Source organism: Clostridium paraputrificum AGR2156 (genome assembly GCF_000424025.1).
Lineage (GTDB): Bacteria > Bacillota > Clostridia > Clostridiales > Clostridiaceae > Clostridium > Clostridium paraputrificum.
Window position 1 is genome coordinate 1 of record NZ_AUJC01000007.1, and the last position, 14,956, is coordinate 14,956.

General features: G+C 28.9%; 16 protein-coding genes and 1 tRNA gene. 4 read left to right on the forward strand and 13 right to left on the reverse strand.

The genetic code is table 11. The annotated features are described in order from the left end of the window. Positions 1-497: 497 nt before the first annotated feature. The 10 genes from G594_RS0107910 to G594_RS0107955 form a co-directional block, all read right to left on the reverse strand. Positions 498-572, reverse strand: a tRNA-Glu gene (locus tag G594_RS0107910). A 126-nt stretch (positions 573-698) separates the two neighbouring features. Next, positions 699-1,622, reverse strand: coding sequence for an alpha/beta hydrolase (locus G594_RS0107915; protein ID WP_027098088.1), 924 nt, complete (start codon positions 1,620-1,622; stop codon positions 699-701). 118 nt (positions 1,623-1,740) lie between these two features. Beyond that, the gene (locus tag G594_RS20100; protein WP_153246633.1) at positions 1,741-1,893 is read right to left on the reverse strand and encodes a hypothetical protein; all 153 of its coding nucleotides are present in this window, start codon (positions 1,891-1,893) and stop codon (positions 1,741-1,743) included. Positions 1,894-2,057: 164 nt separating this feature from the next. Continuing rightward, positions 2,058-2,912: an NAD(P)/FAD-dependent oxidoreductase gene (locus tag G594_RS0107925; protein WP_027098089.1), complete on the reverse strand. Its 855-nt coding sequence runs from the start codon at positions 2,910-2,912 to the stop codon at positions 2,058-2,060. A 6-nt stretch (positions 2,913-2,918) separates the two neighbouring features. Continuing rightward, a complete protein-coding gene (trxA, locus tag G594_RS0107930; protein ID WP_027098090.1) occupies positions 2,919-3,233 on the reverse strand; it encodes a thioredoxin in 315 nt (104 codons plus the stop codon). Between the two features lie 88 nt (positions 3,234-3,321). Further along, positions 3,322-3,540: a hypothetical protein gene (locus G594_RS0107935; protein WP_027098091.1), complete on the reverse strand. Its 219-nt coding sequence runs from the start codon at positions 3,538-3,540 to the stop codon at positions 3,322-3,324. A 123-nt stretch (positions 3,541-3,663) separates the two neighbouring features. Continuing rightward, complete coding sequence (locus G594_RS0107940; protein ID WP_027098092.1) at positions 3,664-5,370, reverse strand: ABC transporter ATP-binding protein; 1,707 nt, start codon at positions 5,368-5,370, stop codon at positions 3,664-3,666. Between the two features lie 25 nt (positions 5,371-5,395). After that, a complete protein-coding gene (locus G594_RS0107945; RefSeq protein WP_034866196.1) occupies positions 5,396-6,067 on the reverse strand; it encodes an ATP-binding cassette domain-containing protein in 672 nt (223 codons plus the stop codon). An 11-nt stretch (positions 6,068-6,078) separates the two neighbouring features. After that, positions 6,079-6,831, reverse strand: a complete 753-nt coding sequence (locus tag G594_RS0107950) for an ABC transporter permease (RefSeq protein ID WP_027098094.1) — start codon at positions 6,829-6,831, stop codon at positions 6,079-6,081. Beyond that, positions 6,806-7,780: an ABC transporter substrate-binding protein gene (locus tag G594_RS0107955; RefSeq protein WP_027098095.1), complete on the reverse strand. Its 975-nt coding sequence runs from the start codon at positions 7,778-7,780 to the stop codon at positions 6,806-6,808. The genes G594_RS0107950 and G594_RS0107955 overlap by 26 nt, the downstream gene beginning before the upstream one ends. A gap of 321 nt (positions 7,781-8,101) precedes the next feature. On the opposite strand from G594_RS0107955, the gene G594_RS0107960 reads away from it, so the two are divergent. Next, positions 8,102-8,401, forward strand: a complete 300-nt coding sequence (locus tag G594_RS0107960; protein WP_027098096.1) for a hypothetical protein — start codon at positions 8,102-8,104, stop codon at positions 8,399-8,401. Between the two features lie 72 nt (positions 8,402-8,473). Here G594_RS0107960 and G594_RS0107965 read toward each other — a convergent pair whose 3' ends face one another. Further along, a complete protein-coding gene (locus G594_RS0107965) occupies positions 8,474-8,896 on the reverse strand; it encodes a YaaR family protein (RefSeq protein WP_027098097.1) in 423 nt (140 codons plus the stop codon). Between the two features lie 143 nt (positions 8,897-9,039). Here G594_RS0107965 and G594_RS0107970 point away from each other — a divergent pair, with 143 nt between their 5' ends. Together G594_RS0107970 and G594_RS0107975 are read left to right on the forward strand one after the other, a co-directional pair. Next, positions 9,040-10,173 (forward strand): DEAD/DEAH box helicase, encoded by a 1,134-nt coding sequence (locus G594_RS0107970; protein ID WP_034866199.1) that lies wholly within the window; start codon positions 9,040-9,042, stop codon positions 10,171-10,173. 335 nt (positions 10,174-10,508) lie between these two features. Further along, positions 10,509-13,127 (forward strand): calcium-translocating P-type ATPase, PMCA-type, encoded by a 2,619-nt coding sequence (locus tag G594_RS0107975; RefSeq protein ID WP_027098099.1) that lies wholly within the window; start codon positions 10,509-10,511, stop codon positions 13,125-13,127. 41 nt (positions 13,128-13,168) lie between these two features. On the opposite strand, the gene G594_RS0107980 is transcribed toward G594_RS0107975, so the two are convergent. Continuing rightward, positions 13,169-13,702: a GNAT family N-acetyltransferase gene (locus tag G594_RS0107980; RefSeq protein WP_027098100.1), complete on the reverse strand. Its 534-nt coding sequence runs from the start codon at positions 13,700-13,702 to the stop codon at positions 13,169-13,171. Between the two features lie 118 nt (positions 13,703-13,820). Here G594_RS0107980 and msrA point away from each other — a divergent pair, with 118 nt between their 5' ends. After that, a complete protein-coding gene (gene msrA / locus G594_RS0107985) occupies positions 13,821-14,294 on the forward strand; it encodes a peptide-methionine (S)-S-oxide reductase MsrA (RefSeq protein ID WP_027098101.1) in 474 nt (157 codons plus the stop codon). Positions 14,295-14,421: 127 nt separating this feature from the next. On the opposite strand, the gene G594_RS0107990 is transcribed toward msrA, so the two are convergent. After that, positions 14,422-14,928, reverse strand: coding sequence for a hypothetical protein (locus G594_RS0107990; RefSeq protein ID WP_027098102.1), 507 nt, complete (start codon positions 14,926-14,928; stop codon positions 14,422-14,424). Positions 14,929-14,956 lie beyond the last annotated feature (28 nt).

A 14,956-nucleotide genomic window follows, 5' to 3' on the forward strand; every position in this document is an offset into this window, starting at 1 on the left:
GTCCTGAGCCAGGATCAAACTCTCAATAAAAAGTTTAATCTTGCTACTTGATTTCTCAAGTTTACTCGTAAAAAAGAATTGCTGGTTTTTAACTTTATATTCTGTTCAATTTTCAAAGACCAATTTGTGTGTCGCACTCAAGCGACTTGCTTATCTTAACACCCTCATCGAAACTTGTCAACAACTTTTTTATCTTTTGTTGCGACCTCTTGTGCTGAGGAACGAGACTTATAATATCATCTATATTCTTATCATTAGTATATTAAAATGTAAATATAACAATTTTATCTTTAAATCTCTTTATATATTGCAATAATACTCTATATTTCTTATGTAGACACACTAGGGTTAGTTTCTAATATATTATAAAAAAACTAATTCTACAAAAACCCAATAAAACCCTACACATCTAAAAATTAGTCTTACTAAAATTTTATGATTTCCTAGACATTAAAAAAAGCCATACCAAAACTTTTAAAGCATTGGTATAGCTTGAATGGTAGTCCCTAGGGGAATCGAACCCCTGATTCCACCGTGAGAGGGTGGCGTCTTAACCTCTTGACCAAGGGACCAAAGACATTTGTTATTATATCACACTTTTCCCAAAATTATAATTTACTTTCCAAACAAATCCATTCATTTTTTTAGTTTTTTATGTAATTTACTCCTTTTTCCTTTATTTCTCTTTATCTTATGATTTAATTTTCACCATTTACCTTGCTAATGAATTTTCTCACTACCTCTTCATACTTTTCTCTATTTGCTCCATAGCATTCCATATGATCTGCATCTTCAACCAAATATAATATATCTTCCTTATTAGCTCTTTTATTATACATATCTTCTGCCATAGTATATGGAACTAACTTATCCTCTTTTCCATGGATAAATAAAATTGGCTTATTAGAATTCTGTATTTCTTTTAATGGATTAACTTCATCCATATCAAAATTACATCTACATTTAATCTTTTTTCTTAGTAACCAATATACAGGTTTAAAAGGAATGTATCTTTGTTTATCAAACTCGTGCTTTATTTCTTCTTTTCCATTAGAAAAACCACAGTCATCAATGATGAATTTTACTTTATTATTATTAACTCCACACATTAATACAGTTGCTCCTCCTAATGACTGACCATGAAGACCTATATATATATCTTCTCCATTCTTCCCTTCTAAATACTTAATCCACCCATCTATATCATTCTTTTCATAATATCCATAGGTAGTATACTTTCCTTCACTTCCGCCATGTGCTCTTTGATCTACTAAAAGAACATTAAACCCTTCATTTAAAAACAATCTAGCAAAAGGCATATGAATATGATAATTAGCACTATACCCATGAACAAGTATCATATATTTATTATTCTTATATTTTTCAATAAGGTACCCCCTTAAGGTATATCCCTCTGAAGATTTAATTTTTACATTAAAAATATCTTCCTCATTATAAATTTCCTCATCTAAAATTCCTTTATCTTTTAAATATAGAAATGCCTCTTCTTTATTCTTCTTATGTTTTAAAAATATCCTTTTAAAGGCTAATTCTGAAGAATAGTGTAAAAATATAACTCCAAAGATAAGTATCAAAATAATTAAGCTAACAATTGCCAACATACTTTTACCTCCCTATCCTTTACTTTTATAAATTATACTAAAAATAAAAAAGAGTAGCTATAACTTTTCTTGCTACTCTCTCTTATTTAATAGATGAACACATTTTTTCCCCTTCCAATTAACCTTGTAATTTTTCTGCTAAAAGCTTTAATTCTTCAAGTGTTAATTTCGCTAAGTAAGGTCTAGATATTTCATTCCCCTCTTGAATCTCACCTCTTCCAAGTTTAAGAATTGTACTTATATACATTTCTCTATAATCCCTCACTGCCATAAAGATTCACCCCCTTTTATCAACTGTTTCTCATTATATTTTATATACTATGCTATACCCCAATAATGATTACAGCTTTTGGATGTATAATATTTTTATATTATATCACAATAATGTAAATTTTCAAAATATTAGGTCAAAAAAATAAGAGAGGTATCCCTCTCTTATTTTCCATCTAAATATGAAACTGCACTTAATGAAGCAATATTTCCTTCACCAGCAGCTTTTATATACTGATAGGGCTTACCAACACAATCTCCAGCTGCAAAGCATCCTTTAAGATTTGTTTTCATAAGTCTATCAACCTTTATATGACCTTCCTCTTCTTGAAGTCCTGGTACTAATTGCGATGGAGATATGGCATCCTTTAATAAGAATACCCCATCTGCTTCTATCTCTCTTGATTTAAATAAAAGCTTAGAAACCTTACTTTCTCCAACAATCTCAGTTGGTTTATCTTCAACTAACTCTATTGAGTCATTTAATTTATAGTTACCTTTATATAATGGAATATAATAAACTTTACTTGCAAGTTCACTTACATAGTTAGCTTCATGTTCCCCTTCTTCATTAGAAGATATTATACATACGGTTTTTCCTTTATATAAAGGAGCGTCACAAGTTGCACAATACCCCACACCTTTACCTAGGAATTCTAACTCTCCTTTTAAAGGCTTCGAGAACTCTACTCCTGTTGCTAAAATTATTGATTTAGCTTCGTACATTTTATCATTTGCCATTAAAGTGAAGTATTCACCCATAGAATAAACATTATTTATTCTTTCTTCAGTAATTTCTATTCCCATAGAGCTTATATGCTCTCTAAAAGCTTCTCCAAGCTTACTTCCTGTAGAATTAGGGAATCCTAAATAGTTATTTATTTTTGGTGCTCTTTGTACCTTTGAACTAAGATTTCTCGTACCAAATAATATAAATGATTTATTTCTTATCTTAGCATTAAGGGCCGCTGATAATCCAGCAGGCCCACTACCTATAATAGCTATATCATATCTATCCATTAGAAATTAAAGAACCTCTTCTATAGCTTCCTTTAATATATCCTTTGGCATAAATCCTACTTTTGTTTCTACTTCAGCACCATCTTTGAATATCTTTATTGTAGGTATACTTTGAACGCCATACTTTGTAGCTGTTTCTGGACTTTCATCCACATCAATCTTTAACACCTTAACTTCTCCCATTTCTGAAGCAACCTCTTCTAAAACAGGTGCTAACATCTTACAAGGTGCACACCAAGTTGCAAAGAAATCAACAACTACTACTCCTTTCGCATTAAGTACTTCTTCATTAAAATTACTATCATTAATATGGTTTACCATTTTATTACCTCCTTATACCCCTTAGGGGTATGTTTCATTTTCTTTATTGTATCTCAATTTATGTCCTATGTCAACCATAAGCCTATATTTATTCTGCTGTATTTACATTATTTTTATTCTTTCTATCTAATTTATTTAATTCTCTACATTCAAAACAAATACACCATTCCTCTCCTGTACTATCATTCCTTTGAAAAAAGAAATCTTTCCCTTCCTCATCTTTTCTCATGCGAAATCCCATGCCGCAGAAACTACATGAAAGGGGTAAAAAATTATTTAACTCTCCTGATGAAATATCACTAATCAAAACTTCCACCTTCTCCAATATAAATTTCTTTATATTAAATTCTATTTTACTGTGCCTTTATTATTACAAAAATTAAAGAGGATATATAAAGTAATAATCACTTAATATATCCTCTTAATGAACTTAATTATGCACAAACTTATTTAATTTTTTATATATACCTTCTATATTCATTAACTCTTCATGAGTTCCTCTCTCTTCGATACCTTTATCTGTAAGAACTATAATTTCATCTGCATTTCTAATTGTAGAAAGCCTATGAGCAACTACTATAGTTGTCCTTCCTTTAGCTAATTCATCAAGAGACTTCTTAATATAATACTCTGTAGTATTATCTAGTGCAGATGTTGCTTCATCTAAAATAAGTATTGGAGGATTTTTCAAGAATACTCTTGCAATAGATATTCTTTGTTTTTGTCCCCCTGAAAGCTTAACTCCTCTTTCTCCAATATAAGTATCATAGCCATCTTCTAAACTCATAATGAAATCATGCATATTAGCTTTTCTTGCAGCTTCATATACCTCTTCATCACTAGCTTCCATATTACCATATCTTATATTATCCTTTATTGTACCAGTAAATAAGAATACTTCTTGTTGAACTATACCAATATTTTCTCTTAAAGAACTTAAAGTAACATCATAAATACTCTTATCATCTATTAGGATATCACCTTTATCTATATCATAAAACCTTGGAATAAGATTACAGAAGGTTGTCTTACCTCCACCTGAAGGACCAACAAGAGCTAGAGTTTTTCCAGCTTCTATCTCTATTGATAATCCATTTAAAATTTGATTATCTTCATAACTAAAGTATGTGTCCTTAAAGGTTATCTTACCTTTTACATCCTTTAATTCAATTGCATCTTTCTTTTCCTTTTCTCTATCCTCTGCAAGTATCTCAACATATCTTTGGAATCCTGTCATACCACTTTGGAATTGCTCCATAAAGTTAATAAGCTTCTTAATTGGGTCCATAAACACCTTAATATATAAAAGATACGCTGTAAAATCTCCTACAGTAATACTGCCGTTAAAAGTATATATTCCCCCGGCAATTAAAACTACATAATTAAGAATATCTAATGAAAAGTTAGCTCCTGAGAAGTATTGAGCCATTATTTTATATGCACCTTCTCTTGCATTCATAAAGCTCTTATTTCCCTCTTCAAACTTTTCTTCCTCATAATCATGTGTTACAAAGGCTTTTGATACCCTTATACCACTAATGCTATTTTCAAGTCCTGCATTTACCTTACCAGTTTCTACTCTAGTTTTTAAGAAAGCTTTATTCATTCTCTTTCTTTGATACATTGTAAATATAACTATTATAGGAATAAAGGCAAATATAATTAAGGTTAAAGTTAAATTTATACTGCTTAAAACTATAAATGAACCAATTAACATTACTATTGATATAAACAAATCTTCAGGACCATGGTGTGCAAGCTCTGAAATATCTTGTAGGTCATTTATAATTCTTGACATAATGTCACCAGTTTTTGTGTTATCAAAGTAGGTATTAGGTAATTTTTGAAGATGATTAAATACCTTTCTTCTCATATCTCCTTGCATTCTTACACCTACAACATGTCCTTGATACTGCATAAAGTATCCACATCCTGCTTTAATTAAAAATAAAATAATTAAAGTCACTGCAAATACTCCAATTACTCTTAGTTCTCCATGATTTGTAGCATTGTCCACTATTTCTCTTGTCATCATTGGATAAACTAAATCTATTGCAGCCGCTAATGATGCTGCCAATAAATCTAATATAAACAGCTTTTTATATGGCTTATAAAATCTAATAAACTTTTTAAACATTTTTCCTCCTTAGTTTCAACAATTACTATATTAATTTTATTATTTCCTGCTTACTCTCTAATAAATTCTTTTTAAATATTCCCTTTATATTAAATGGCTTTCCACCTAACACATAAATTACACCATTCATAAAAATAGCTTCGTCCACATCATGTGTAACAAATATAACTAATCTGTTTTCTTTATTGAATATTTCTTTAAGTTCGCTCATTATTGAATATTTAGTTTTATAATCAAGGGACTTAAAAGGCTCATCCATTAAAATTACTTTTGAAGGCTTTAAAAGAGCCCTTGCTATATTAACTCTTTGCTTCATACCGCCACTTATTTTTTCAGGATAATCATCTTCAATACCTGAAATATGTAATAAGCTAAATATTTCCTTTAATCTCTTTTCTCCCTCTTCCTTAGTAAAATAGTTATAAAGAAACAACTCCATATTTTTCTTTATAGTAAGCCAAGATATAAGTCTATCCTCTTGAAATATATAACTTATATCTTCATTATTTACTCCAATTATTTCTCCACTATCTTTAGAAGACAAACCTGCGATAATATTTAAAAGTGTACTTTTACCTCCACCGGAAGCTCCAATAATACAATTTATCTTATCTTTACTAAATTCAATATTAAAGTTTTCATATATCTCATTTTCATCAAAGCTTTTGCACAAGTTTTTAATAATTAAATCGCTCATATTTTTTCCTCTCACTTCCACTTATTAACCTTAGATATGAGTACCTTATTAGCCCATTCAAAAATCACTGAAATTATTGCTATTAGAACAATCCAAGCAAAAATTGATGTTGTATCAAAATTCATTTTTGACAATTGAATAGCTGAACCTATACCATATTTAGGTTGTCCGTGTACTTCTCCTGCAACCACAACCTTAAATGCTAAAGAAAAAGATGATATTAAGATATTCATTATATAAAACACTATTATTGGAATATATATTTTTTTAATTTTTTCTATAGTAGAAACTCTATATATTTTGCACATATCCACTATTTTATTGTCTATTCCATTTAATGAATTAATTATGCCTTCATATAAGATAGGAAATACTATAGCAAACCCTACTACAAATGGTGCTTTATCCTTGTTAAACCAAATCAAAGCTAATACTACTAAAACCATTGTTGGAATAGTCTTACCTATTGCATTTAAAGGACTTAAAAAATTTCTAAAGAAGGGGTACTGTTTTGAAAGCACCCCTAAGATAATAGCTAATACTAAAGCTATTGAAAAACTAATTAAAGTTCTATATAAACTACTTATTACATTCTGGAAAAAATCAGCACTCCATATTATATCCCCCATAGAAACTAATACTTCCTCAATTCTTGGAAGATATATGTTATTATTAATTTTTACAGCTATTATTTCCCATAGAATTAATAGCACAAAACAAGCCAATAACCTTTGCCTTCTATTTTTCCATGAATACTCCTTCATCTGGAACCTTTCCTCCTATTGTCTTAGGATCAAATTCGTTTAGTTTATTAAAATAATTTATATACTCTTCAGATGTACCTTTTATTTTTGCAAATTTTATATTCCCCTTTTCTACAGCCTTAGGGATAATTGCTTTATTTGCTGAAACTCCAATTTCTTCGCAATATGCTGCCAAAGTTTCACCATCTTCATTTGCAAAATTACAACTATTTTCAACTTCCTTTAAGAACTTTTCCACAAATTTATTATCATTATCTATAAGTTCTTTTTTAACTATAATTGTAGCTTGCGGAAAACCATATTCTGAATTATTAAGAGTTTTCCATTCTTTATTAAAATCCATTATTACATTAATATCAGACTTCTTTGATAAGACTTGGGAAAGTGCTGGTTCTGGAATCACTGCATATTTTGTCTTTCCAGCCAGTATAGTTGGTGCCAATTCTGTAACTCCATTTACATATGAAAAATTAAAATCTTTATCCGGATCGTATCCCTTATCCTTCAAAACTGTTCTTGTAACAATATCAGGTGTTAAACCCTTTCCTATATTGTAAATTTCTTGTCCCTTAAGTTGGTCTAAAGTTTTCTCTCCATCTGCTGATATTAAATAGAATGATCCCCATCCTGTAGTACCCACAATTTGGTATCCTGCATTTTTATTATATTGAGTGGCTGCTACATTTGAAGGTACAACAGCTATATCAGCTTCCCCCTTAAGAACAGATGTAACTATATTTTCAGAAGTTTTTTCAATTGTGTAATTAATATTATACCCTTTCATAACTTCTGGTTTTTCTTTAATCATTTTAGCTAAGGCCATACTTGGTAAGCCATCAGGAATAACAACTTTAACTTCCTTAGTTCCCTTAGGCTCTGACCCTAAGCATCCAGCAAACAATCCTAAAGAAAATAATGCTACTATAATTACTGCTAATTTCTTTTTCATTCTTTATTCCCCCTTTTTTATTTCTCTCATTTTATATTACTACAATATGCAAAAAATTCCTACCTACTTTCCATATTTATTAATAATGATTATCCATTAAATTTAAATTGTTAACTTTACTAAACTTATACTTTTATCTCTTTTTTTCAATAGAAATTTCATTTCACATTAAAGTTATTTACCATAATTGTACAGTGAAATCATTTAAAGTATCACTTTGATTATTGAGTCCAGTCTCCTTAGATTATAGCTATGTACTTTAGAGTAAATAAAGAAATATAATATAAGTGTAAAGAATTTCATTGTAGGAGGAGAAGTCTAATGATATTTTTATTAAAAGTACTTGCTTTTTCTTTTATTATTACAGGATTTATTGCAATGTTTTCTAATCTTTATTTAGGAAGATCTGAACTAGTTAGTCTATATAAATCACTACAAGATAATGTAAATATAAAAAGATTATCACAATATGAAGGAAGTTTTGGCATTATATTCGGTACATTATTATTATTACTATTATATAGCTCATATAATATGAGAATTTTATTCTTTATTCCTTTATGTTTGCTAACATTAATCTATATTCCACTTAGAACTAAACTTATGGCAGATAATAGATAAAAAAATGAGATAGATATTTATTCCCTTAGTACTAAAGGTAAGAAAAAAAGGAATCAATTTTGATTCCTTTTTTCATCTATAAATATCTACAATTAATCCTTGAATTTCATCTATTGTAGCAGCTATACTCATATTTTCCTTTTCTTCACCTAATACAGCTTGAGTTAACTCCTCTAATTTTTCATCTACAGTATCTACTGTAATAAAATATTGAGTTTGCCAAAAGCTAATATCCTTTTGGGTATCATACATAAATTGAAGAACAGATTCTAGGTATTCTTTAATCATTTTTTTATAAAGTCTAACATCGGCATAAGTTTTAGTAATAACCAACCTATTACCCTTTTTCTTTATATCATCTACCATCTTCTTTAATTGCTCTTCTGATTTTCTTTCCTTAGCTTGATTAAAGCTTTGAGAAAAATCCTTTCTATTTGAAACAGTCTTTCTTTCTTCTCTATTAATTGTGCCTCGTGTAACTCTTCCTATTTCCATGTTATCATCCTTCCTGTGACTAATTATATCAAAAAAATACATAAGCTACCACCATTCATGTTATAATATAACTCGCACTTTTTGATTAAAATGTATATAATAAAACTTATGCTAAATAAAACTATTATTAAAAGGAGATTATAATGAAATCATTTAAAGAATTAGGACTAAATGAAAATATAATAAATGGATTAAATAAACAAGGAATTGAAACCCCAACTGAAATTCAATCCCTATCCATTTCAGATATATTAGATGGAATGGACGTTATAGGTGAAGCTCATACAGGAAGTGGTAAAACACTAGCCTTTCTTGCTCCAATTTTTCAAAAAATTGATGAAACTAAAAGAGAAATGCAAGTACTTATTCTAGCTCCAACTCATGAACTAGTAATGCAAATTAATAATCAAATAAAATTACTTAGTACAAATTCAGAAAAAGCTGTTACTTCTCTAAATATTATTGGTGATGTTAATATAGATAAACAAATCAAGAAACTAAAAGAAGTAAAACCACATATAATAGTAGGTACTCCTGGTAGAGTATTGGACTTAATGAATAAAAAGAAAATTGCATCTCATCAAATTAAAACCATTGTTATTGATGAAGGAGATAACCTTTTAGATAACACTAGCTCAAACTTTGTTAAAGACATAGTTAAGAAAACAATGAGAGATAGACAACTTCTTATTTTTTCAGCTACTATTAGCAATAAGACCTTAAGTACTGCAAAGGAACTTATGAAGGATCCTATTATCTATAAAAACAAACAACAAGTTTCCTTAAATCCAAATATAGAACATTACTATATAGAAGTTGATCAAAGAGAAAAGGTTGAAGTACTAAGAAAGTTATTATCTGCAGTAAACCCTGAGAAGGCATTAGTCTTTGTTAATAAGTCTTTTGATATTAACATAGTTAAGGATAAATTAAATTATCATAATAAATCAGCTTTTGCTATGCATAACAGATTAACAAAAGAAGAAAGGCAAAATGCTTTAGAAAGTTTTAGAAATGGTAAGATAAATATTTTAATTTCTTCTGATATGACTGCAAGAGGTTTAGATATTGATAATATAACTCATATTATCAACCTAGACTTTCCTAAAAATTCAGAAGAGTACTTACATAGAGCTGGTAGAACAGCTAGAGGAAATAATTCTGGAATAACTATTTCTTTAGTAACTCCAAAGGAAAAAGGTGCTATAAGAATATACGAAAGAGATTTCAAAATTAAAATTCAAAAGAGAAATCTATCTTATGGAAAACTAATTTAATTAATGATAAGAGGCTGTGATTTATTTGCAGCCTTTTATTTTTTTAATATATATTTATATAAATATATGTTCTTATATTTATGACTCCCTCTAAGAACTTTTATAATAAAAGAATTTTTAAAAGATATATTATTAATATTATTTTTCTTATTAATATAACTAATCATCCGACTTCATTCTAATTTTCTTCTTCTATTTTTTCCCTTTTATTTCTTTTACTGTTATAATAATCTTATTCGTCTTATCTATTAGTTTCCATCTATTATAAAGGATAAATTATTTATCTTAACTATATACTAATAGTATTGATAGAAAATATTATTGAGGTGATATATATGTGGTTTAATACAGATTCTACTGATGTAATTAAAGAATTAAATTCAGATTCTTTAAATGGACTAACCTCTGAAGAAGCAAAAATAAGATTACAAAAGAATGGTGAAAACAAATTAGCTAGCAAGAAAAAGAAAACTATGGTTCAATTATTCCTAGCGCAATTAAATGATGCTATGATTTATATTTTAATTGCTGCCGCAGTTATCTCTGGAATAATGGGTGAAATAAGTGATTCTATTATAATCCTTATAGTTATTTTTATTAATGCTACAATTGGAGTCGTACAAGAATCAAAGGCTGAGAAAGCTCTTGAAGCCCTGAAACAACTAAGTACACCTAAAGCATTGGTAAAAAGAAATGGTGAGTTAATAGAAATACCATCTGAAGAAGTTGTAACTGGTGATATTGTAATAATTGATGCTGGAAGATACATTCCTGCTGATTTAAGATTAATAGAAGCAGCCAATCTTCAAATTGAAGAATCAGCCTTTACAGGTGAATCTGTTCCAGCAGAAAAAGATGCAAAAATAGTACTTGAGGATGAAAAAGCCCCTGTAGGAGATAGGGTTAATATGGCATATATGTCCACCTTAGCTACCTATGGACGTGGTACTGGTATTGTAGTTGCAACAGGAATGGATACTGAAATAGGAAAAATTGCAAAAATGTTAGATGATGAAGAAGAATCTACTCCTCTTCAAAAGCGTTTAGCACAACTCGGTAAAATTCTAGGTTTTGCAGCCATTGGAATATGTGTAATCATCTTTATTTTATCTATGTTCCAAGGAAGAGATTGGTTTGAAATGCTATTAACTGCAATTTCATTAGCAGTAGCCGCAATTCCTGAAGGGCTTCCTGCAATAGTAGCTATAGTTTTAGCTCTTGGTGTACAAAGAATGATTAAACACAATGCTATAGTAAAAAAACTACCTGCTGTTGAAACTCTAGGATCAGTAAGTATTATATGCTCTGATAAAACAGGAACTCTTACAATAAATCAAATGACTGTTAAAAAGATATATATAAATGATTCTCTTGTACCTATAAATAACATAGATATTAAAGATAATTCAACAGAACTTTTAGTTGAAGCGATGGTTTTATGTAATGATGCTACTTCTAACGAAACTTCTAAAACTGGAGATCCTACTGAAATAGCATTACTTGATGTAGGTAATAAAGTTAATCTATTTAAAGACTCATTAAACGAGGAGCATAAAAGAGTTGATGAGATACCTTTTGATTCTGATAGAAAGTTAATGACCACTGTAAATGCTTATGAAAATAAGTTTAAAGTATATACAAAAGGCGCTATAGACTCCCTATTTAAAATATGTAATAAAGTTCTTATAAATGGTGAAATAGTACCTCTTACAGAAGAAAAGAAAAAAGAGCTTTTAGATGCATCAAACTCTATGAGTGATACAGCATTAAGAGTTTTAGGTGCTTCTTATAAAGAAATTGATAATAAAAATGTACCTATAGACAGCCTAGAAAAAGACCAAATCTTTATAGGTCTTATGGGTATGATAGACCCACCAAGAGAAGAAGTAAAAGCTTCTATAGTTGAATGTAAAAAAGCAGGTATAATCCCAATTATGATTACAGGAGACCATAAAAACACAGCTTTTGCAATTGGTAACGAATTAGGAATGGCAGATAATATAAATCAATGTATGTCTGGTAGCGAAATTGATAATTATAGCCAAGAGGAATTTAATAAAATAGTAAATAACTATAGAATTTTTGCTAGGGTTTCTCCAGAGCATAAAGTAAAAATCGTAAAAGCCTTTAAGTCTCACGGAAATATAGTTTCAATGACTGGAGATGGGGTAAATGATGCTCCTTCACTAAAAGCGGCAGATATAGGTGTGGCTATGGGAATTACAGGTACAGATGTTGCTAAAGGTGCTGCAGATATGATACTAACTGATGATAACTTCTCTACTATTGTAAACGCAGTGGAAGAAGGCAGAAACATCTACAACAATATCAAAAAAGCTATTATATTCTTACTTTCTTGTAACTTAGGTGAAATAGTTGCCTTGTTTGTTGCTATATTACTTAATTGGAATACTCCACTTTTACCTATTCATATTCTATGGGTAAACTTAATTACAGATAGTTTTCCCGCTCTATCATTAGGAGTAGACCCTAAAGACTCTTCTGTTATGGAAGAACAGCCAAGAAGTCCTAAAGAAAGTCTATTTGCTGGCCATATGGGAATATACCTAGCAGTCAATGGGCTATTAATTGGTATTCTAACACTTTTTGCATTTAAACTTGGAGAAAGAATTTATCCAAATTCATTAATGCATGCTCAAACAATGGCTTTTGTAGTGCTTAGTGTATCTCAATTATTTTTCTCTTTAAATATGAGAAGTACTAAAAAATCAATTTTTTCAGTAGGTTTATTTACTAATAAGTATTTAATTGCATCTATAGTCTTTGGTATATTAGTACAATTTGCTGTAATAACAATACCTTTCTTAGCAAGTGTATTTAAAGTTTATGCATTAACATTAAATGATTGGATTCTAGTAATATTAATTTCACTAGTTCCATTAGTAATTAATGAAATATTAAAGATATTCCTAAGAATGAAAAAGGATAAATAATAAAAAATGCTGTATCAAACTAATGTTGATACAGCATTTTTTTAAAAATCTTTAAAAGCTTCAGCATATTCTACTGTTCCTTTTACATTATCAAAATATCCTTTTTTAATGTCCTTAACCATGTAGTTATCCTCCGGTACATCAAAGGGTGCTTTTACATCATAAATCCAAGCTGGTTTAAATCCATACTTTTCAAAAATACTTTTATATCCTAGAACAACTATTCCTTTATAACCAAGCTTACTAGCCTTAGTAAATGCCCTTTTTATCATTTTACTTCCTATTTTTTTATTTCTGTACTCTGGTAATACTGCAAATGGTGCTATTGCTAAGGCTTTATTAGTATCTTCCCCATTTATTATATTAACTTCTGTACATAAAATATATCCAACAATCTTATTATCTACTTTTGCTACTATAGATAGTTCTGGAATATAATTTTCTGATTCTCTTAAAGCCTCTACTAACTCATGCTCTTTTTTATCACTATATTCGATATCTTCAAAAGCTTTAATTAACATTTCTATAATCTCTGTTCCATCCCCTATTTTTTCTTTGCCAATACTTAAAGTCATTATTTCCTCTCCCTAATTAACATTTCCTTTACTTTTCGACTTTTTTATTTAATACTAAACATGTTTTTAAAATTTTTACAAACAATAAATATAATTTATTAAGAAAGGAGTATTGTTTATGAAAGAAATTGTATTTGCAGGGGGATGTTTTTGGGGCGTTGAAGAGTTCTTTTCTAGAATAAATGGAGTAACAAAAACAGAAGTTGGTTATGCAAATGGTAATATAAAAAATCCTACCTATGAACTTGTTTGTAGAACAGATACAGGATTTGCTGAAGCAGTATATATTCTATATGATGAATCTAAGGTTAAATTAGATTATCTAATTGATAAATACTTTTCTATAATTGACCCTACTTCCTTAAATAAACAAGGTAATGATAAAGGAAAACAATATAGGACTGGAATATATTATTTAGATAAAGATGATTTAAACTTAATAGATAGTAAAATTTTAGAAGAAGCAAAAAAATATGATAAAAAAATAGTAGTGGAAGTAGAACCTTTAAAAAACTACTATCCTGCTGAGGAATATCACCAAAAGTATTTAAAGAAAAATCCCTTTGGTTATTGCCACATAAAACTGGATTAAAAACGGAGAAATAGATATTTATTAATATAAAATTGTATTTCTCACTTTGATTTATAACAAATTAATTTTTATAACTGGTCTAGATATTAAAAAATCACCATACTACTCTGTATGGTGACTTTTTAATTTATTTCTGTTTTAATTTTTGTTTAAACTCTATTACATCCTCTTCACTCTTAAACGCATTAATAGGAACTATTAAACTAATCTCATCCTTATTCTTAAACTCAATAAATAAGCATTCCGATATTTCTGTAACATCTGCTACATCCTTAATACTTATTGTTCTACTCTTTTCTTCTATATCTACAATAATATTTTCTCCATTTAAAACGAGTTTAACATCTCCATTAGGTAGCAAATCTCTTTTATTAGCCATTCTCTTAAAAGCTCTCCTAGTCATTTTTTCAAGTAATGCTGGATAGAAGAAATAAAATACTATCCCTAATAATCCAAATATAATTGAAACTGGTATTTGACCTGATAATATTGTAAATACAAAAATAACTGCACAAGCTGAAGTTAAAAATATTCTTGGTCTATCTAACTTCTTCTCATCCCTTGATTTTTTAGATGCAAAACTAGCACATTCAATCCATTGTTCTACTGTATTTCTATAAATAATTTCTATCATACACCTTTTCCCCCATGTTTTATCTATA